At 62.0% G+C, this 20444-nt stretch carries 20 protein-coding genes; 5 read left to right on the forward strand and 15 right to left on the reverse strand.

Annotated elements, in window-relative coordinates; genetic code table 11:
- The first annotated feature begins 17 nt into the window (after positions 1–17).
- Both CWE01_RS12145 and CWE01_RS12150 read left to right on the forward strand, forming a co-directional pair.
- Entirely contained in the window at positions 18–2150 is a 2133-nt protein-coding gene (locus CWE01_RS12145; RefSeq protein WP_100940766.1) for a hypothetical protein, read from the forward strand.
- A gap of 5 nt (positions 2151–2155) precedes the next feature.
- Positions 2156–2569, forward strand: a complete 414-nt coding sequence (locus tag CWE01_RS12150) for a hypothetical protein (RefSeq protein ID WP_157815207.1) — start codon at positions 2156–2158, stop codon at positions 2567–2569.
- Positions 2570–2582: 13 nt separating this feature from the next.
- On the opposite strand, the gene CWE01_RS12155 is transcribed toward CWE01_RS12150, so the two are convergent.
- The 12 genes from CWE01_RS12155 to CWE01_RS12210 form a co-directional block, all read right to left on the reverse strand.
- A complete protein-coding gene (locus CWE01_RS12155; protein WP_100940768.1) occupies positions 2583–3185 on the reverse strand; it encodes an NTP transferase domain-containing protein in 603 nt (200 codons plus the stop codon).
- Entirely contained in the window at positions 3178–4164 is a 987-nt protein-coding gene (locus tag CWE01_RS12160; protein WP_100940769.1) for an XdhC family protein, read from the reverse strand. The genes CWE01_RS12155 and CWE01_RS12160 overlap by 8 nt, the downstream gene beginning before the upstream one ends.
- A complete protein-coding gene (locus CWE01_RS12165) occupies positions 4164–6482 on the reverse strand; it encodes a xanthine dehydrogenase family protein molybdopterin-binding subunit (protein ID WP_100940770.1) in 2319 nt (772 codons plus the stop codon). Before CWE01_RS12165 ends, CWE01_RS12160 begins: the two co-directional genes overlap by 1 nt.
- A complete protein-coding gene (locus CWE01_RS12170) occupies positions 6479–6949 on the reverse strand; it encodes a (2Fe-2S)-binding protein (RefSeq protein WP_100940771.1) in 471 nt (156 codons plus the stop codon). The genes CWE01_RS12165 and CWE01_RS12170 overlap by 4 nt, the downstream gene beginning before the upstream one ends.
- Before the next feature lie 242 nt (positions 6950–7191).
- Entirely contained in the window at positions 7192–8211 is a 1020-nt protein-coding gene (gene murB / locus CWE01_RS12175; RefSeq protein ID WP_100940772.1) for a UDP-N-acetylmuramate dehydrogenase, read from the reverse strand.
- The gene (locus CWE01_RS12180; protein ID WP_100940773.1) at positions 8208–8672 is read right to left on the reverse strand and encodes a low molecular weight protein-tyrosine-phosphatase; all 465 of its coding nucleotides are present in this window, start codon (positions 8670–8672) and stop codon (positions 8208–8210) included. The genes murB and CWE01_RS12180 overlap by 4 nt, the downstream gene beginning before the upstream one ends.
- Entirely contained in the window at positions 8672–9436 is a 765-nt protein-coding gene (gene kdsB / locus CWE01_RS12185; RefSeq protein WP_100940774.1) for a 3-deoxy-manno-octulosonate cytidylyltransferase, read from the reverse strand. Before kdsB ends, CWE01_RS12180 begins: the two co-directional genes overlap by 1 nt.
- The gene (locus tag CWE01_RS12190) at positions 9433–9618 is read right to left on the reverse strand and encodes a Trm112 family protein (RefSeq protein WP_007931663.1); all 186 of its coding nucleotides are present in this window, start codon (positions 9616–9618) and stop codon (positions 9433–9435) included. Before CWE01_RS12190 ends, kdsB begins: the two co-directional genes overlap by 4 nt.
- 25 nt (positions 9619–9643) lie before the next feature.
- The gene (gene lpxK, locus CWE01_RS12195; RefSeq protein ID WP_100940775.1) at positions 9644–10654 is read right to left on the reverse strand and encodes a tetraacyldisaccharide 4'-kinase; all 1011 of its coding nucleotides are present in this window, start codon (positions 10652–10654) and stop codon (positions 9644–9646) included.
- Positions 10654–11082, reverse strand: a complete 429-nt coding sequence (locus CWE01_RS12200; RefSeq protein WP_100940776.1) for a biopolymer transporter ExbD — start codon at positions 11080–11082, stop codon at positions 10654–10656. The genes lpxK and CWE01_RS12200 overlap by 1 nt, the downstream gene beginning before the upstream one ends.
- On the reverse strand, positions 11079–11714 hold the full coding sequence (locus CWE01_RS12205) for a MotA/TolQ/ExbB proton channel family protein (protein WP_177144214.1): 636 nt from the start codon (positions 11712–11714) through the stop codon (positions 11079–11081). The genes CWE01_RS12200 and CWE01_RS12205 overlap by 4 nt, the downstream gene beginning before the upstream one ends.
- 116 nt (positions 11715–11830) lie before the next feature.
- A complete protein-coding gene (locus tag CWE01_RS12210; protein WP_100940778.1) occupies positions 11831–14047 on the reverse strand; it encodes a DNA internalization-related competence protein ComEC/Rec2 in 2217 nt (738 codons plus the stop codon).
- Between the two features lie 136 nt (positions 14048–14183).
- Here CWE01_RS12210 and CWE01_RS12215 point away from each other — a divergent pair, with 136 nt between their 5' ends.
- Positions 14184–14705 (forward strand): DUF2062 domain-containing protein, encoded by a 522-nt coding sequence (locus tag CWE01_RS12215; RefSeq protein WP_100940779.1) that lies wholly within the window; start codon positions 14184–14186, stop codon positions 14703–14705.
- 6 nt (positions 14706–14711) lie between these two features.
- On the opposite strand, the gene CWE01_RS12220 is transcribed toward CWE01_RS12215, so the two are convergent.
- From CWE01_RS12220 to CWE01_RS12230, 3 genes are all read right to left on the reverse strand, one after another.
- Positions 14712–15491, reverse strand: a complete 780-nt coding sequence (locus CWE01_RS12220) for an ABC transporter permease (RefSeq protein ID WP_100940780.1) — start codon at positions 15489–15491, stop codon at positions 14712–14714.
- On the reverse strand, positions 15488–16420 hold the full coding sequence (locus CWE01_RS12225; protein WP_100940781.1) for an ABC transporter ATP-binding protein: 933 nt from the start codon (positions 16418–16420) through the stop codon (positions 15488–15490). The genes CWE01_RS12220 and CWE01_RS12225 overlap by 4 nt, the downstream gene beginning before the upstream one ends.
- 133 nt (positions 16421–16553) lie before the next feature.
- A complete protein-coding gene (locus CWE01_RS12230; protein ID WP_100940782.1) occupies positions 16554–17177 on the reverse strand; it encodes a glutathione S-transferase in 624 nt (207 codons plus the stop codon).
- A gap of 308 nt (positions 17178–17485) precedes the next feature.
- On the opposite strand from CWE01_RS12230, the gene CWE01_RS12235 reads away from it, so the two are divergent.
- Together CWE01_RS12235 and CWE01_RS12240 are read left to right on the forward strand one after the other, a co-directional pair.
- Entirely contained in the window at positions 17486–19933 is a 2448-nt protein-coding gene (locus tag CWE01_RS12235; protein WP_100940783.1) for an acyl-CoA dehydrogenase, read from the forward strand.
- Positions 19934–20017: 84 nt separating this feature from the next.
- Positions 20018–20425, forward strand: a complete 408-nt coding sequence (locus CWE01_RS12240; RefSeq protein ID WP_100940784.1) for a PA2817 family protein — start codon at positions 20018–20020, stop codon at positions 20423–20425.
- Positions 20426–20444 lie beyond the last annotated feature (19 nt).

Genomic DNA, 20444 nt, shown 5'->3' on the forward strand with positions numbered 1-20444 from the left:
GGACAGGTGAGAGGGCAATGTTCATGAAGAACACAAACAAGACGCTGGCCTGGTGCTTTCCTTTCAAGACGGCCGGCGCCCGCAGCCGCGAAATCGCTGATCCGCAAATCGGCTACGACGCCCTGGCCAAAGCCACGGGCGGCACCTACCCGCTGGGGCAAGGCGGCCTCTGGCATGGCGGGGTGCATTTCGACAAGAACACTGCTGCGCTCCTCGATCAGACAGACGTACGTTGCATTGCCGATGGCGAAGTCATTGCCTATCGCATCGATCAGACCTATCCCACCGCCCCCAAGGCCAATGGCGAGCCGGCGGCCTATTCAACGGGGTTCGTACTGGTCAAGCATCGCCTGAGCCTGCCTGCCGAGCCACACAGCGCTATCGCTCCACTACCGACAGCGCTTACGTTCTACAGCCTGTACATGCATTTGCTCAGTTGGGAGCATTACCAGCGTGAACCCGACAGAACCAGGCCCAGGTTCTGGATGGAAGAGCCGGAAGCCAAGGGACGGGTCATCCCGCTCGACCCCCCCTTCGCCATCAAGGCCGGGGAACTGATCGGTCATCCCGGCACCTTCAGCACCCCCAGCCATGGGGATGGCGAAGGCCTGCTGCACCTGGAAGTCTTCAGTTGCGACGATGTACCGGCCTTTGTCGAAAAGAGTCGGGCCTATGCCGCTCGCCTTCCCGATAGTGAAAGAAGCCTGGCGGGCATCAGTAAAATTGCCAGCGCGCTGGCGCCTCACACACCTGATATCAACGCCAATAACCCACCGAAGATGGCGAAGCGCAGCCTGCGGACGCTCCCTGGCCTGATCCTGCCACGGGTGGTCCTCGATAACCTGCCGTCCGATCATCGGATCCGCAACACCTTTGCCCCGCCCGGCCTGAAGCCCTACACCCAACAATGGTGGCACCTCAAGAACCGCATGGCCGATGCCAGTGGCCAGCGTGTCAGCGGTTGGCTGGGCGAGAGCACGTTGTTCTTCGACGACTACAGTCCGTGGGATTGGCCCGGCTTTGATTGCCTGCGCGAAACGACCTGCCATAGCGAACAGCTGGCCTGTCAGTTCCAGGCCCTGGAGTTGCTGAGCAAGGCGCGACAGGCCGACTACGACTTGCAGGTGCACAAGGCGAACAACGGTCCGATCAGGACCCGACTGCGCCAGATTATCCAGGGCAACGCTGATTCCATCGCGGTCAGTCCGCTGCTGACGCCGAAGCGGATTCGCGCCGCGCTGGACAATCCCCATCACGCCCAGGCCATTTCGCAGTTGATTGTCCATTACGAAAGCGAGTGGTTCTGGAACCCCGACAAATGGAATGAGCTGGATCACCTGCTACGGCATAGTGACAACGAGCCCAATAAACGCTGGGAGGAGGAGAAAAGGCGGATTCAGAAACTGTCCTGGTGGGCCGAGTTGGCGGGAAAACATGGGATCAATCCGGACGGGAAAGCCTGGTACTTCCATCCCATTGGATTACTGGCGAACTTTGTGGCCATCGAAGATGAAAACGACCTCAAGTGGCTCACGGTGGAGCGAGGGCAACTGACGTTTGATGTAGAGGGTAATGATATTGATGACCCTGCCCATCCGTTGCATATCTACTTCAGTCGCAAGGTGCACTGGCCAGGTGGGGCGTCGGGGATAACCATTGGTCGTGGGTATGATCTAGGACAGAACAAAAATGCTGAAGCCGATCTGGCAGCCGCCAATATTCCTGAGCCGTTGTATAGCTGGCTGATTGGAGCCAAAGGGCTTCGTGGGCAGGCGGCAAGAAACTACCTGAAAGCCGCCAGTCCGGAGATAAAGAGGTTTTCCATCTCCAGAAAACAACAGCACGAACTATTCCACCCCATCTACGACTTTATGGAAAGCGAAGTCATTAGGGTCTCAGGAAAAGTCGACAACAAAGACAAATATGGGGAGTTGAACTGGCACTCGATCCGCAAAACAATTAAAGATCTAATAATCGATTTAAGATACCGAGGGGATTACGACGCCCGATCCAGGGCACTACTGCAACGACACTTTATAAACAATGACATTGACAAACTGTATTCGGTCATCAGCACCCCGTCAAACTGGCCAAATGTACCCAGCGACCGATTCAACAGGCGCATAAACTACCTAGATAAATCCAGGTGAAAAAAATGAAGAGCACAATGCTTCTATTACTCATTTCCGCCACCACCTACGCAGCCAGTGAGAAAGCAAACTACAACACCATATACGAGGCTCACTCAAGAAGAATCGGTGAGGTAGTAGCCCGTTACATCAAAACCCATGACGACCCTTGCCTGATCATAGAGGTGTTAGATCCGGACAAAAAATGGATCATTCTGTCCAGAAAGAAAATATGCTCTATAAATGGAAAATCCTTTATCGATCAGGTTACCTATTCCGATTTCGAAAAAATAACTTTCTCTGAGAAAGGAATAAAAAGCAGCCTGCTTGTATTTCCTCTATTACCTGCAGCACGTGAGAGATACGACTGCCTGATCCCCATCAAAGGCCAAAAAATAGGAGCACTCACCTGCTCCGAACCGACATACGAGTACGATTAAACCTGTTCCGATATCAAAAAAAATTCCGCAAAAATACCAAATGCTCGGGCCTATCAACATCCCAAAGCACACCTGGGTCTTCGACAGACACCTCTCGCACGTTACCTCCCGCAAACAGCGGCTTGGCCCCACGATCCCCGGACAACCTCATCAAAACAGGCCCAAACGAGCGCCCGAACCCTACCGGATGCCCATGCTCCCCCTGAAAAACCGGCACACAGATAGCGTCATCTTCAATCCCCGCCACTACCCGAGCAACGGTCTCCGGCAGGATAAACGGCATATCCCCCAGCAGCACCAGCCACCCCGCCGAATCGGCCGTCGCCGTCACCGCGGCGCAGAGGCTATCGCCCATACCCGTCGACTCGATCAGCAACACCCGGCAGCCATACACCTGCGCCAGGCGAATCACCTCGACCCGATCCGCCGTCGTCACCAGCAACCGGGCTCCAGGCCCCTGCGGCAACCCCAGCAGCACATACTCCACCACCGCCCGCTCGACACCATCGCGTCCGACACAGCGCGCCAGCAACTTGTCCTGATCGGCACCCGCCACCTGGCGAAAGCGACTGCCCTGCCCCGCCGCCAGGACAAGGGCCGCAACCGACTCACTCACTGGTCGCCAACTCCGGCTTTTTCTGCCGTAACTCGACGCCGTTCTTGATCGCGACGATTTCCGCCATTAAGGACAGGGCAATCTCCGGCGGTGTATGGCTGCCGATATGCAATCCGATAGGCCCGTGCAAACGCCCGATGGCCTCACGGCTCAAGCCCAGCAACGCCAGATTGTCCCTGCGCTTGCGACTGTTGACCCGCGAGCCCAGCGCCCCGATATAAAACGCCCGGGAATTCAGTGCCGTGAGCAGCGCCATGTCATCCAGGCGCGGATCGTGGGTCAAGGCGACAATCGCCGTACGCTCATCGGTTTCGATACTGAGTACCGCTTCATCCGGCATTCCCGGCACAAAACGCCCGTGCTGCGCCTCCCAGCCCTGGACAAACTCGCTGCGCGGATCACAGATCAGGACTTCGAAATCCAGCAAGCGCGCCACTTCCGCCACATAACGCGACAACTGTCCGGCACCGATCAACAACAAGCGCCAACGCGGCCCGTAGATCGCCCGCAGCGTCCGTTCGTCGAACGCCAGGACCTCCTGTTTGTCCGCCGGATGCAGGGTCACCGTCCCACTGTGCAAGTCCAGTTCACGGGCCACGATCTCGTGGGCATCGCAGCGCTGCAACAGCTCGGCGACCCAGGCCGGATCGCCGACCCGTTCCTCGGTCAGGCGCAAGGTCCCGCCACAAGGCAGACCAAAACGCGCTGCCTCGTCACGGCTCACGCCGTAGGTCACCAGTTGCACCGGCGGCCCCTCCTCAGGCAGGCGGCCATCCTGCAAACGGGCAATCAAGTCGTCTTCAATGCAGCCACCGGACACCGAACCGATCACCACCCCGTCCCCGCGCAAGGCCAACATCGCCCCCGGCTGGCGCGGTGCGCTGCCCCAGGTCTGGACCACGCTGTACAGCACCACCCGCTGCCCCGCGCGGCGCCATTGCAGGACACTGCGCAGGACGTTCAGATCCGCACTGTCCATCAGGCTTTCACCTGGTTCCAGCCTTGCAGCTGGTAACGCACCGGCAGGTTGCGGATACGCTTTCCGGTGGCGGCAAAGATCGCGTTGCACAGCGCCGGCGCAATCGGCGGCACACCCGGCTCACCGACCCCGCCCAAAGGCACCTCCCCCGGCGGCGTGACCAGATGCACCGCCACCTGCTTCGGTGCCAGGGACATGCGCGCCACTTCGTACATATGGAAATTGTCCTGCTGGACCTTACCCTCCTTGAAACTGATCTCGCCCAGCACCGCGTTGCCCAGGCCCATGACGCAAGCCCCTTCGAACTGCGAGCGGATCCGCTCCGGATTGATCTGCGGACCGCAGTCCACGGCAATATCGGCCTTGTGCACGATCAGGCTGCCGTCATCCTTGACCTCGACCTCGATCACCGCTGCCACGTAGGTGACAAAGCTGTAATGCACCGCCAACCCCAGGCCGCGTCCCGGCGGCAGCTCACGCCCCCAGCCGGCGGCCTTGGCCGCAGTTTCCAGGACCGCGCGCAAACGCCCGGTATCGATCGGATAACGCTCGGGAGACTCACCGTAGTTCCACTGATCGCTCAGGGTACGCGGGTCGATCTGGCGATCCGGCGCCAGCAACTTGAGCTGATAGGCCAAGGGGTCCTGGCCGGCCTTGTGGGCCAGTTCGTCGACAAAGCTCTGGATGGCGAAACCATGGGGGATATTCGATACCGAGCGGTACCAACCCACCCGCGTATGCACCTTCGCTTCCGGGTTCTCCAGGCGCACATTGGGAATGTTGTAGGCCATGTTGGTAAACCCCATGCCCAGCTCGGAGGCGCCCTCATGGCTGATATTGGGTTCGAACAATGCGCTGATACTCGGTGCCACGGTGCGATGCAGCCAACCGGAAGGCGTGCCGTCCTGGTTCAGGCTGGCCCGCAGGTATTCCGCCGACACGGTGTGGAAATACGAGTAGTGAATATCGTCCTCGCGAGTCCACTGCACGCGCACGGCCTGGCCGGGCATCGCCTTGGCGAGAATGGCCGCCTCGATGATGTAGTCCGGCTTGGACTTGCGCCCGAAACCGCCGCCGAGCAGGGTCACGTTTATAGTCACCTGGTCAAAGCCTATGCCCAGGCGTTCGGCGATGCGCTCACGGGTCACTTGAGGCGCCTGGGTCGGCGCCCAGGCTTCGCAGTGGCCGTCGTTGAAACGGGCGATGGCAACCATCGGTTCCATTGGCGACTGGGACAGGTGCGGCAGGTAATAACCGGCTTCGAACTGGCTGTCGGCGCGCTTCAAGGCTTCCTCGACATTGCCGGTATCGCGCACCACCTTGCCGGGCTGGCGTGCCGAAGTTTCCAGTTCCTGACGGTAGGCAATCGAGTCATAACTGGCGTTGGCGCCGTCATCCCAGACGATCGTCAGCGCGTCGCGGCCCTTGATCGCCGCCCAGGTGTTGCTGGCAATCACCGCCACACCGCCCAGCGGCTGGAATTCGGAAGGCAACGGACGACTTTCGATTTCCACGACCTTGAGCACCCCCGGGACCTTCAGCGCAGCGGTGGCATCAAAGGATTTGACCTTGCCGCCGTATACCCGGGGGCGGGCCACGGTGGCGTAGACGGTGCCTTCAAAATGCACATCGGCACCGTACAGCGCGCGACCATTGACGATATCCGCACCGTCGATGGCCCGGGTCGACTCCTTGCCGATATAGCGGAATTCCGATGGTTGCTTGAGCTTCAGGCTGTCGCGGGCAGGAACCGCCAGCGCGGCCGCGGCGGTCGCCAGGGCCCCATAACCGAGCTCACGCCCGCTCGGGCTGTGGATAACCTTGTGCAACTGCGCCCGGCATTCCGCCACCGGGACTTTCCACTGCGCGGCCGCCGCCTGTTCGAGCATGCTCCGGGCCGCCGCGCCGCAACGCCGCATCGGTTCATACCAGTGACGCATGCTGCGCGAACCATCGGTGTCCTGGTTGCCGAAACGCACCTCGTCGGCCGGCGCCTGCCTGACCTTGACCCTTGCCCAGTCGGCCTCGAGCTCGTCCGCCACCACCATGCTCAGGCTGGTGCGCACGCCCTGGCCCATCTCGGCGCGGTTGCAGATCACCGTCACGCTGCCGTCGGCCTCGATGCTCACATAGACCTTGGGATCATCGACCCAGCCATTCGGCATCCGATCGGCACCGTATTTCTGCTCACCTTCGGCAAAGGCCGAAGGCAGGCCCCAACTCGCCGCCAGGACCAGCGCACCGGTGGCGCCGACGCCCTTGAGAAAACCGCGCCGGCTGAGGTTGCTCAGGACAAAATCGTTCAGGGACGGGTTCATGCCTTGGTCTCCTGGAGATGGGCCGCGGCTTGGTGAATGGCGGTCTTGATGCGGTTATAGGTGCCGCAGCGGCAGATATTGCCGAGCATGGCCTCTTCGATCTGGGCATCGCTGGGCTTGGGGTTGACCTTGAGCAAGGCTGTCGCCGACATGATCTGCCCGCCCTGGCAGAAACCGCACTGGGCGACGCCACCGTCCAGCCAGGCTTGCTGCACCGCCTGGCCGACCGGGTCGCTGTGCAGGTTGTCGATGGTGCTGACGCTCTGCCCCGCCACGGAACCGACCGGGGTGATGCAGGAACGCACCGGCAATCCGTCGATATGCACGGTGCAGGCACCACACAACCCCATGCCACAGCCGAATTTGGTCCCGGTATAACCCGCCACGTCGCGGATCGCCCAGAGCAGCGGCATGTCCTCGGTGACGTCCAGCGGATGGTCTTGACCGTTGAGTTTCAGGGTAATCATAAGCACGCCCGCATAGTTCGAGGTTATGGGGTCGAGCCCTCTGCCAAGGGTTGCCGCACGGACGGCATGGCGGATGAACTCAGGCTGATCGGATTTTTCATGAAGTGAACGCTTCATGAATCCGTTATTGAAGTCAGTATTTACAGCGTTAATCGGCTCAAGGAAAGCCGTATCAATAAAAAAAGCCCTGTATACGCTACATATACAGGGCTTTCTGGGTGAACCCACCTTGCAGCATAGCTTCAGTAGAGATTCGGCTCCATTTCCAGCTCAACGGCAAATCGTTGCAAAATGTCAGCCTGGATCCGCCGTGCCAGGGCCAGCAATTGCAGGCCGCTCGCCGTACCGTAGTTGACCAGCACCAGCGACTGCAAAAGATGTACACCCGCATCTTCTTCGCGAAAGCCTTTCCAGCCCGCCGCCTCGATCAGCCAGCCCGCCGCCAGTTTCACCTGGCCATCAGGCTGTGGATAACTCACCAGCCCGGGATGCGCCAGCTTCAATTCACCAGCCTGCACGGCCGACACCAACGGGTTCTTGAAGAAACTCCCGGCATTGCCCAATACGGCCGGGTCGGGCAGTTTTTCGCTGCGGATACTGCAAATGGCCCGACTGACATCGCTGGCGGTCGGCTGGTTGATACCCTGCTCGATCAGGCGCTGGGCCACCGGGCCGTAACCCAGGTGCAGATGCTCGGCACGACTCAAGGCAAAGCGTACACGCAGGATCAACCAACGCCCGGCGGCGTGCTTGAACAGGCTGTCGCGATAACCGAACCGGCATTCCTGCAGGGAGAACTCGCGCAACTCGCCGGTCTCGCGATCCAGCGCGGTCAGGCCAGCGAACACATCCTTGATCTCGACCCCGTAGGCGCCAATGTTCTGCATGGGTGCCGCGCCGACGGTACCGGGAATCAGGCTGAGGTTTTCCAGACCGCTCCAGCCCTGGGCCAGGGTCGACAGCACAAACGGATGCCAGGGCTCGCCGGCCTCGGCTTCGATCACGACATTGAGGCCGTCATCGTGCAGCAGGCGAATTCCCCGTGTGCCCATGCGCAACACCAGCGCCTGGATATCGGCAGTCAGCAACAGGTTGCTGCCGCCACCGATCACCAGCAACGGCAGTTGATGCTGCGCCGCATAGGCCAGGGCCTCACGGACATCGGCATCGCTGTGGGCCTCGGCGAACCACTGCGCACGGACATCGACGCCAAAGCTGTTATAGGGTTTGAGGGACACCCCGGCTAACACTGGCAGGGTCATAGACGCCCCTTGAGTTCGATCACCAGCCGATCGCTGGCCTGCTCGATCAGATCCAGGACCTGCTCGAAACCATGTTCTTCGTCGTAGTAAGGGTCCGGCACTTCCTCCACCGCCCCGTCATAACGTCGCAGGAACAGGTCCAGTTCGGCCTTGCCCTGAGCCGGTTGCAACAACTTGAGGTTGCGCAGGTTGCTCTGGTCCATGGCCAGGATCAGGTCGTAGCGATTGAAATCCGCCGCAGCAACCTGCCGGGCACGCTGGGCCGACAGGTCATAGCCGCGCATCCGCGCCGCCCGCTGGCTGCGGCTGTCCGGCGACTTGCCGACATGCCAGGCACCGGTGCCGGCGGAGGCCACTTCGATCTGCTCGGCCAAGCCGGCCTCGCGCAATTTGTGCCGCAACACACCTTCGGCCGTGGGCGAACGACAGATATTGCCCAGGCAGACAAACAGAACCCGCATCAGACCTCCAGCAACCGACGAACGCGATCGAGGTCTTGCTCCGTATCGACGCCGGTGGGTGGCGCCTCCAGGGCATCGGCGACATGAATCCTCACGCCGTGCCACAGGGCCCGCAGTTGCTCCAGGCGTTCGGTGGTTTCCAGCCAGCACGGCCCCCAGCTGACGAAATCATGCAGGAAGCCGGCGCGATAGGCGTAGATGCCGATATGACGGCGGAACGGTACGCCTGACGGCATCTGCTCACGACTGATGGCAAAGTCATCCCGCGCCCAGGGCAGGGTCGCGCGGCTGAAAGTCAGCGCCAGGCCGTTGATGTCGCTGACCACCTTGACCACATTCGGATTGAACAGGGTTTCCAGGTCATGGATCGGCTCGGCCAGGGTAGCCATGCGCGCTTCGCTGTGGGCCGCCAGGTTGGCCGCGACCTGATCGATCACCACCGGCGGAATCAGCGGCTCATCACCCTGGACATTGACGACGATGTCATCTGCCGCCAAGCCCAGCAAAGTGGCCACTTCAGCCAGGCGATCGGTGCCGGACTCGTGATCTTCGCGGGTCAGCAGCACTTCGGCACCAAAGGCCCGGCAGGCCTCGACAATACGCGCATCGTCGGTGGCGACCACCACCCGCTGGGCGCTGCTTTTGCACGCCTGTTCCCAGGTGTGCTGGATCATCGGCTTGCCGGCGATCAGTTGCAGCGGCTTGGCCGGCAGGCGGGTGGAGGAAAAGCGCGCCGGAATGACAACGACGAACGGGGTGCTCATTTGTCCAGGCGCTCGTCGGTGCTCAGGGTCCGGGCTTCGCTTTCCAGCATCACCGGGATGCCGTCGCGGATCGGATAGGCCAGGCCCGCGCCCTTGCTGATCAGCTCGGTCTTGTCGGCGCTGAGCTTGAGGGGACCTTTGCAGATCGGGCAGGCGAGGATGTCGAGCAGTTTGGTGTCCATGAGGATTCCCTGGATAAAAACGGGTTTAGGGCAAGAGACGGTCGGGCAACAGGCGCAGCAGCTGGGTGTCGAACCAGGCCGTGAAGGCCTCGGACGGCAACGCATCCACCGCCAGGTACCACCAGTCGGGCGCCGCGAAGGCCCGGCATTTCACCGCATCCTTTTCGGTCATGACCAGCGGCAGCGTCGGTTCGAAGCTCAAGGCCCCGGCGCTGTACTCGGCATGGTCGGCAAAGGCATGGGGTACTGGCTGCCAGTGTAGCGTTTCGAGGGTATTGAAGAAACGTTGCGGGTTGCCGATACCGGCGACCGCATGCACGGCCTGTCCGGGTGGAAAATGATCGACCGGCTTGCGCTCGCCGGTCAGCAGGTTGACCAGCGCCGTCGGTTGCAGGCGAAAGGCGAAGCCGTTGTCACGGTCCTCGCTGGCGCCGTTGTAGAGCACGCCATCGACACTTTGCAGACGCTCGACCGGTTCGCGCAGTGGGCCGGCGGGCAGGCAACGGCCATTGCCCAGGCCCCGGACGGCGTCGATCAGCACCAGTTCCAGGTCGCGGGCCAGGCGGTAATGCTGCAAGCCATCATCGGACAGGATCAGGTCGAGTTTTTCCGTCGCCAGCAAGGCCTGGACCGCGCGACTGCGATCCGGGTCGATCATCAACGGCACGCCGTTGCGCTGGACGATCAGCAGAGGTTCGTCACCGGCCAGCGCCGCGGCCTGGTCGGCCTGCACGCGCCAGGGCAACTGCGGCGGCTTGGCGCCATAGCCACGGCTGACCACGCCGACCCGCAGGCCGCGCTGCCGACAATGTTCGATCAGCCAGAGAATCATCGGGGTCTTGCCGGTGCCGCCGACGGTGATATTACCCACCACGATCAACGGCACCGGTGGTTGGTAGATCGTGCCTTCGCCCGCGACGAAACGCGCACGCTTGCCATCGACCACCCACCGATACAGCCACTCCAGCGGGCGCAGCAGGCTCAACGCCGGATGACCGTCGTACCAGGCGGCGAGCAGACGCTCGGAGAAACTCATCAGGGTGCCGGCGCCGCTTCGACGGTGGTCATGCGCAGATGGCTGAAGCCCAGCTTGCCGGCCGCATCCATGGCGGTGATCACGGCCTGGTGCTGGGTCTTGCCATCGGCGCTGATCGACAGCGGCAGGCTGGTATCGCCGCCGGACTCTTTCTGCACCGCATCCATCAGGCTGGCCAGGTCATTGGCTGGCAGGCGCTGGTTGTTCACCGTATAGACCCCCTCGGCACTGATGGCGATATCCAGTTCCTTGGGAATATGGTCTTCGGCTGGCGAGCCGCTGACCGCCTGCGGCAGGTCGACCCGCAACTCGGTCTGGCGGGTAAAGGTGGTGGTGGTGACAAAAAACAGTAGCAGGACGAACACCACGTCGATCAACGACGTCACGTTGATATCCACGGGCTCCAGGGGCTTGCGGCGGAATTTCACGCTTTACCCTCTGGCATGTCGACATCGCGGTCGCCTTGCACCACCTCGACCAGCTTGATCGCCTCCTGCTCCATGCCCACCACCAGCTCATCGACCCGACGCAACAGGAAACGATGGAAGAACACCGCCGGAATCCCGACCATCAGGCCCGAAGCCGTAGTGATCAGCGCCTTGGAAATCCCCCCGGCGAGCACGGCGGCATTGGTGGTCATGCCCGTGCCCATGAACGAGCTGAAGATATCGATCATGCCCAGCACCGTCCCCAGCAGCCCGAGCAAGGGCGCCATGGCGGCAATGGTGCCGAGGGCACTGAGGTAGCGTTCCAGTTCGTGGATGACCCGGGCGGCGGCTTCCTGAATACACTCTTTCATGATCTCGCGACCATGCTTGGAGTTCGCCAGGCCCGCGGCGAGGATCTCGCCCAGGGGCGAATCGGCACGCAGTTGCTTGAGCTTTTCCTTGTCCAGTTGCTTGTCCTTGATCCAGCGCCAGACCTGCCCGAGCAGATGCTCCGGGGTCACGCGGCTGGCCCGCAACGTCCACAGGCGCTCGGCGACAATGCCCAATGCAGCGATGGAACTCAAAATGATCGGCAGCATCATCCAGCCGCCGGACTTGACCAATTCCCACACAGTGACAGTCCCCTCGAAAAAGTGCGCCACTCTAACATAGGGGTTGCGCGGGCCGAAGATCGTGATGTCGCATCCAGGGGGACTTTAATAACCCAGGGTTATTGAAACACTGCGGACTATTGCCGCCAGAAACGCCGCGCGGCGTGCAGGGACTGCGGTTCGTCGAAACGCCCCAGCACCAGACGCAGTGCGCCCTGCTCCGCGCTGTCGAAGATGGCCATGTCCAAGGCTTTGTAACGTGCGATGACCTGCGGGTGGGGATGCCCGAAGGAATTACCGCGCCCACGGGAAATCAGCACGCCGCGCGGGGCCAGGCGTTGCAGGAAGACCATTGACGAGGAACTGCGGCTGCCGTGATGGGGCGACTGCAACCAATCGCTGGCAACGGCCAACGGACTGTCGAGAAACGCCCGTTCGGCCTCGATATCGATATCGCCGGTCAGCAGCAGGCGCTCGCCGTTGGCCTCGATCTGCAAGACGCAGGAAGATTGATTGCTGTCCCGGGCCAAGGGCCAGCGCCACAGGGAAAAGCGCACGCCGTCCCACTGCCAGTGCCGGCCACTGACACAGGGCTGGGCCTGCAACGCCGCGGGCAAACCCTCGACGTCGCCGCCAAGCACCTCGCTCACCGGCAGTCCGCGGCGCACGGCCAGGGCCCCGCCGGCATGATCGGCATCGGCATGGCTGAGCAGCAGCGTATCGAGCTGGCGCACTCCCAGCTTGCGCAAGGATGGCAGCACCACCCGCTCGCCCTGGTCGAACTCGCCGAAACGCGGTCCGGCGTCGTACAACAAGGTGTGCTCACGGGTTCGGACAAGGATCGCCAGGCCCTGGCCGACATCCAGTTGCCAGACCTCGGCCTCGCCCGGCGCCACCTGGGTCGAAGGCGCAAACACCGCCAGCGCCGCCAATGGCCAACCCAGGGGACGCAGAGGGATACCGGCCGGCAGCAATAACAGCAGGATACCCAGGCCACTCAGCGCCCAGGCCCAGGGTGGAACCGCCGCCGGTATCCAGGCCGGCACTTGCGCGGCCAGCCATTCGAGCCCTTGAAACAACCCCGCGAGCAAACCGCCGGCCAGCCACAGCAGCCCCTCGCCCACCCAGGGCAGCGGCAACAGCAGTGTGCCGAGCAAGGCCAGGGGCAATACCAGCAGACCGATCAAGGGCACGGCGATCCAGTTGGCCAACGGCGCGCTGAGGCTGACCGGCAGGCCCAGCAACAGCAACGCGGGAAACAAGCCGAGGGCGATCACCCATTGCCCACGGGTCCAGCTCTGCCAGGGGCGCCAGGCCCCCAGTCGTCCACTGAAGGTGAAGATCAGCACCGCCACGGCGGCGAAGGACAGCCAGAATCCCACCTGCAGACTCACCAGCGGATCGAACCACAGCACCAGGTTCAAGGCCGCCAGCAACGGCACCAGCGCCCCCAGGTGGCGATAACGCAAACGCCACAGCAGCACCATCGCGAGCATCACGCAGGCCCGACGCACCGGCACGCCGAAACCGGCCAGCAGCGCATAGCCCAGCGCCGCCGCAAACGCCAGGCCACAGGCCCACGGCAACCAGGACCAGCGACCCGGCCACAGGCCATAACGCGCCAATCCGGCGATCAGGGCGTAGACCAATCCCGCGAGCAAACCGATATGCTGGCCGGAAATCACCAGCAGATGCAGGGTGCCGGTGTCCTGCAGCACCCGCCAGGTCTGCGTTGACAGGCCCGAACCGTCACCGAGCACCAGCGCCACCAGAGTGGCCGATTGTCCCTGGGCATCGACCTCCAGCAAGCGCCGCCTGATCCCATCGCGCCAGGCACCGCTGGCGGGCACCAGCAATTGCCCGTCCTTGATCGTGCCGGTAGCGCCGATACGCCGGGCGAGCAGCCAGGCTTCATAGTCGAACCCGGCGGGATTGAGCAAGCCGTGCCCACGTTTGAGCTGCACCGCCAGGCGCCAGCGCTCGCCACTGCGCAGATCCGGGCCGCCGAACCAGGACAGCCGCAAACGCGCCGGCAGCCGGGCCCGACGCGAAGTCGCGCCCTCCAGTTCGAAGCGCACCACCCGTTCGTCCCGTTGCGGCAAACCGACCACCCGGCCCTCCACCCACAGGGTCTGGCCGTCCAGCTCCGGCGCCAGTCGATCGTCCAGCGCCCGTTGCGCCTGGAAACAGGCCCAACTGAAGCCGAGCAGAAACAACGCCAGCGGATAAGTGCGAAATGACAACAGCATCAAGCCAAGCACCGGCAGCACCAGCAACAGCCCAACGGGCGGCAATTGCGGGAGCAATCGCAAGAGCACAAGCCCCGCCGCCAGCGCCAACATCCCTGTTCGCATAAAGCCTTCCTTGAACCTGTTCAGCTCTCGGAATAGCCGGGTTATGCGGGCGGTGCTTTATTTACTGTCACAAAGTCTGAATCGGCCCCCCGTAAAATCCGGGCATACTGCCCGCCTGAACTGCCCGAGAAGCCTTATGCCGCGTCGCTTATTCAAACGCTACATGCCGGACCCGACCCGCATCAGGGAACACAAACACTTACGTTTTTTCGGTCCCCTGCTCCACGATCCGAACCTCTGGCACCTCAATCGGCACTCGGTGGCACGGGCCATGGCAGTGGGTTTGTTCGCGGCCTTGATGCCGATGCCCTTGCAGATGCTGCTGGCGGCGTTCCTGGCGATTCTGGTGCGCGGCAATCTGCCGATTGCCGTCAGCCTGGTGTGGCTGACCAACCCGCTGACGATCCCGCCGATTTTCTATTGCGCCTACCAGCTCGGTGCCTGGTTGCTGCACGTGCCGCCCCGCGGCCTGCCGGACGAGTTGACCTGGGCCTGGATCAGCGGGCAGCTGTCGACGCTCTGGCAACCGCTGTTGCTGGGTTCAGTGGTATTGGGAGTGGCGCTGGGCGCCTTGGGCTATTACCTGACCATGAGCTACTGGCGCTGGTGGGTGGCCAGGCAATGGAAACGGCGCCTGGAACGACGCCGCCATCCATGAAAACCCTTACTGGCGCATACCGCGGCCGCTGACCAGTAGCCGTGCACAACCGATGTACAGGGCCAGGGTCGCCACGACCATGAAGGTGATGGCCACGCTGATGCGGATGTCCGACACCCCGAGAATGCCGTAGCGGAAGGCGTTGACCATATGCAGCACCGGATTGGCCAGCGACACGGTCTGCCAGAACGGCGGCAGCAGGGTAATCGAGTAGAACACCCCGCCGAGGTAGGTCAGCGGCGTCAGCACGAACGTCGGGATAATCGAGATATCGTCGAAGTTGCGTGCAAAGACCGCGTTGATGAACCCCAACAGCGAGAAGATCGTCGCCGTCAGTATCACCACCAGAAGGGTCACGCCCAGGTGATGGACCTGCAAATGGGTGAAGAACAGCGAGAGCAGGGTCACGATAATCCCCACCATCAGCCCGCGCAGGACACCGCCAAGGGTGTAGCCGATCAGGATGGTATGGGGAGAGACCGGCGAAACCATCAACTCTTCGATAGAGCGCTGGAACTTGCTGCCAAAGAAACTCGAGACCACGTTGCCGTAGGAGTTGGTGATCACCGACATCATGATCAGGCCCGGCACGATGTACTCCATGTAGGTGAAACCACCCATGCCACCGATCTGCCTGCCGATCAGGTTACCGAAGATCACGAAGTACAGGACCATGGTGATGGCCGGCGGCAGCAGGGTCTGCGGCCAGATCCGGGTAAAACGCCGGACTTCGCGGTAGACGATGGTGTTGAGGGCGACCAGGTTGGGTTGCAGTTCCGAACTCATACCGCCACCTTCGACAGGTTTTTTTCCACCAGGGACACGAACAGCTCCTCGAGGCGATTGGTTTTGTTACGCAGGCTCAGGACTTCGACCTGCTGCGTGGCCAGTTGCCCGAACAGCGCCGTGATGCCCACCGCCTTGTCGACCTGGACTTCCAGGGTGCGACTGTCGAGCAGCTTGCTCGGATAGCCGATCAGCTGCGGCGGGTGCTGCAGGTCGTTCTTCAGGTCGAGCAGGAAGGTCTCCACATGCAGTTGGCCGAGCAACTGGCGCATGCTGGTGTTTTCGACGATGGTGCCGTGATCGATGATGCCGATATTGCGGCACAACTGCTCAGCCTCCTCCAGGTAATGGGTGGTGAGGATGATGGTGATGCCTTTCTGGTTCAGCTCGGTGAGGAAGGTCCACATCGAACGACGCAGTTCGATGTCGACCCCCGCAGTCGGCTCGTCGAGGATCAGCAGGCGCGGTTCATGCACCAGCGCCCGGGCGATCATCAGCCGGCGCTTCATGCCGCCGGACAACGACCGCGATGGCACGTCGCGCTTGTCCCAGAGGCCCAATTGGGTCAGGTACTGCTCGGCACGTTCCTTGGCGATTTTCGCCGGAATGCCGTAGTACCCGGCCTGGGTCACGACGATATCGAAGGTCTTCTCGAACTGGTTGAAGTTGAACTCCTGCGGCACCACGCCAATGCAGCGCTTGAGTGCGGCGGGTTCGCGATCCAGGTCGTGATCGAACACCTTCACCGTACCGCTGGACTTGTTCACCAGGGTCGAGAGAATGCCGATGGTAGTGGATTTGCCGGCACCGTTAGGGCCGAGCAAGGCGAAGAAATCACCTTCGGCGACGTCCAGATCGATACCACTCAGGGCCTGGAAACCGTTGCCGTAGGTTTTGGTTAGCTGCCGGATGGACAGAGCGGAACTCATATCGGATTCATGCACCAAGAAGGGAGGAAAGAACTAAATAAGGGCACGCCGTTTTCAATGCAACGGCGGCGAACCAGGCTCATGGTGCTTGGCCTCGCCGCACAAGTACAGCAACCGGCGTTAATAATGGCTATTAAGTCAACGCGGTCATGACTGCACGCTGATAGGCCGGACGCAGCTTCAAGCGCTCGTACCAGGCACTCAAATGAGGCATCGGCGGGCGTTCGATGGGCATTTCGAACCAGGCATAGATAAAGCTGCCGAGGGGAATATCACCCATGCCGATCTCGTCGCCCGACAGGTAGGGTTGCTCGGCCAGCGCCTCATCGACTCGCAGCAGCAGGTCGGCGCAGATCTTCAGCGAAGCGTTGATCGCGGCCCAATCCTGTTGCTCGACGGGGGTACGCAATACGCCCCAGAACACCCCGCGAAAGGGGGTGGCAAAGGACGAGGTGGTCCAGTCCATCCACTTGTCCGCCCTGGCCCGGGCCTGCAGATCATTGGAGAACCAGTTGGAGCCGGCGGCATGCTTGGCGGTCAGATAGCGCACGATGGTGTTCGATTCCCAGAGGACAAAATCGCCATCCTCGATCATCGGCACCAGCTTGTTAGGGTTTTTCGCACGATATTCGGGAGTATCGACGATACCGAACGCTCCGCCGGCATCCAGAGACTCGTAGGGCAGGCCAAGCTCTTCGGCACACCACAAGGCTTTTCTGACGTTCGACGAATTTTTCCTACCCCAGATTTTCAGCATGACAGCCTCTCTATGGATAAATGCCGACGCAGTCTACGCCCGAACGGCCCTGGCTCAAATCCTTGCACACGAGGAAAGTAGCAGAGCGGATAAGGCTCATCGCAACCTGGACCGTGACGAAACCAGCGAACTCCACCGACACGGGATGGTCACTATCGTTAGCCTGCTCACTTTTGGACCAGGTCGCCCGGGCCGTTGCACCTGCACGCATGTGCCTACAGATTTGGACACACAGCCCCAAGCCCCGTTTAGCGGATGCCGACTAAGCTCAATCGGCACCTTGGCGCTGTCTTTAAGGAGGATTGAATATGCTGCTGTTGTGGATACTGGTACTGGTGATCGGCGTCGCCTGGCTGGCGCATCGCCGAATCGCTCCGCTTCCCGTACTCGGCATAGTCGCCGTCTACCTTGTCGCGATGGGCCGCTTCGGCCATGCGCCGGGCAGCCTGATGCTGGTGCTGTGGGTGCTGCTGGCAGTGGTCGCGGCTACGCTGCTGCTGCCCGATCTGCGCCGCAAGCTGTTCACCGCCCCGCTGTTCGCCTGGTTCCGCAAGGTCCTGCCGCCGATGTCCGCGACCGAACGCGACGCCATCGACGCCGGTACCGTCTGGTGGGATGGCGAGCTGTTCAGCGGGCGCCCGGACTGGAACAAGCTGCTGGCCTATCCCAAGGCCCGGTTGACCGAGGAGGAACAGGCGTTTATCGACGGTCCGACCGAGGAGCTCTGCGCCATGGTCAGCGACTGGCAGATCGGCCAGGCCATGGACCTGCCGCCCGAAGCCTGGGCGCATATCAAGGAGCACGGCTTCTTTGCCCTGATCATCCCCAAGGAGTTCGGCGGCAAGGGCTTTTCCGCCTATGCCCACTCCCAGGTGGCGATGAAACTGGCGACCCGCAGCGGCGACCTCGCCTCCACCGTGATGGTGCCCAACTCACTGGGCCCGGCCGAGTTACTACTGCATTACGGTACCGACGAGCAGCGCAATCACTACCTGCCACGCCTGGCCCGTGGCGACGATATTCCGTGTTTTGCCCTGACCGGCCCGTTGGCCGGTTCCGATGCCGGCTCCATGCCGGACACCGGGGTTATCTGCAAGGGCCAATGGCAAGGCGAGGAAGTCCTCGGCCTGCGCCTGAACTGGGAAAAACGCTACATCACCCTGGGCCCGGTGGCGACCTTGCTCGGGCTGGCCTTCAAGGCCCATGACCCGGAACATCTGCTGGGCGACGAGGAAGACCTGGGCATCAGCCTCGCACTGATTCCCACCGACACCCCGGGGGTCGAAATCGGCCGGCGCCACCTGCCCCTCGGCGCGGCCTTCATGAACGGCCCGAACTCGGGCAAGGACGTGTTCATTCCGCTGTCGTTCCTGATCGGCGGCCAGGACATGCTCGGCAAGGGCTGGATGATGCTGATGAACTGCCTGTCGGTGGGCCGTTCGATCTCCCTGCCGGCGGTGGGCACCGGCGCGGCCAAGTTCACCAGCCTGGTGACCGGCCAGTACACTCAGGTCCGCGAGCAGTTCAACGTACCGCTGGCCGCCTTTGAGGGTATCCAGGAAGCCCTGGCCCGTATCGGCGGCAACGCCTGGCTGATGGACAGTGCGCGGATGCTCACGGCCAATGCCGTCGACCTCGGCGAGAAACCCTCGGTGCTTTCGGCGATTCTCAAGTACCACCTGACCGAACGCGGTCGCGAGTGCATCGCCCACGCCATGGACGTGCACGGCGGCAAGGGCATCATCATGGGCCCGAACAACTACCTGGGCCGCAGCTGGCAAGGCGCGCCGATCTTCATCACGGTGGAAGGGGCGAATATCCTCTCGCGCAACCTGATGATCTTTGGCCAGGGCGCAATTCGCTGCCACCCCTTCGTCCTCAAGGAAATGGCCCTGGCCGCCCGCGAGGACCACGACCAGGCGCTGGTGGAGTTCGACAAGCTGCTGCTCGATCACATCGGTTTTGCCATCAGTAATGCCGCCAGTACCCTGGTCCTGAACCTCGGGCTCGGGCATTTCGAAGCGGCGCCGGGCAATCGCCTGAGCCAGGGTTATTTCCGCGCGTTGAACCGCCAGGCGGCGGCGTTCGCCCTGCTGGCGGACCTGTGCATGATGCTGCTGGGCGGTGAACTGAAGCGCCGCGAACGACTGTCGGCACGCCTGGGAGATGTACTCAGCCATCTGTACCTGGCGTCCGCGGCACTCAAGCGTTATCACGACCTCGACTCCCCGGAATATCTGCAACCGCTGTTCACCTGGGCCATGGAAGAGAGCCTCGGGCACTCGGAACGGGCCCTCGACGAGTTGCTGAAAAACTTCCCGAACCGCGTACTCGGCTGTTTGCTGCGAGTGGTGGTATTCCCCTTCGGTCGTCGACATACCGGCCCTTCCGACGAACTGGATGCCGAAGTCGCCGCCGTACTCGGTCGGGCCAAGGGCGATCCGGCACTGGAAGCCGTGCTCGAAGGCTGCTATCGCCCGCAATCGGCAAGCGATCCGGTCGGCGCCCTGCAACACGCCTACGACTTGCTGGGTGCCAGTCATGAGCTGCAGAAAAAGCTCCACAGCGCGCTCAAGAGCGGCCAGGTCAAGCCTCGTGCCGAAGAGTCGGCCATCGATGCCGCCCTGGAGGCCGGTGTATTGCAGCCCGCCGAAGCCGAAACCCTGCGCCAGGCGGAAGCAGCCCGGCGCAAGGTCATCGACGTGGACGATTTCAGCAAGGAAGAACTGCGCCCGGGCCAAGGCAAGGTTCGTTAGGGGCCCAGGTAGACAGCCTGACACGACAACGGGCGCCGAGAGTCTTATACTCTCGCGCCCGTTTTACCCTTGAGGACCCCTGTCATGTCCAACCTCGTTGCCGATCACCTGGTCCTGCTCGACCACCTGCGCAGCATTCTGGTCGCCGTCGGCGAAGCCGAGCAGGTCCCCGAAGAAAGTCACGCGCTGTTCCTCGAACGTTTCGATGAGTTGCGTGCGCAACTGCCGGTCGAACCGGTGGAAAGCCAGTACCTGGGCCAGGACCTGCTGTGCCAGGTGATCCTGCGTTATCCGCAAATTGCCCACCTGGTGCCACGCGACCTGCTGTGGTTCTTTGGCGGTGACTGCCTGCATTACATGCCGGATGACGAACTGGAGCTGTACCAGGCGCTGGAAGAGCGCCGCTATGAAGCCGAACAGAACGACGAACCGTTCGACTGGAACCAGGAAAAACAGCTGCTGGCGCTCTCGACCCAGGACAGCAAGCACTGATCAAAACCGCTCCATCTGG

The organism is Pseudomonas sp. QS1027, from assembly GCF_002814235.1.
Lineage (GTDB): Bacteria > Pseudomonadota > Gammaproteobacteria > Pseudomonadales > Pseudomonadaceae > Aquipseudomonas.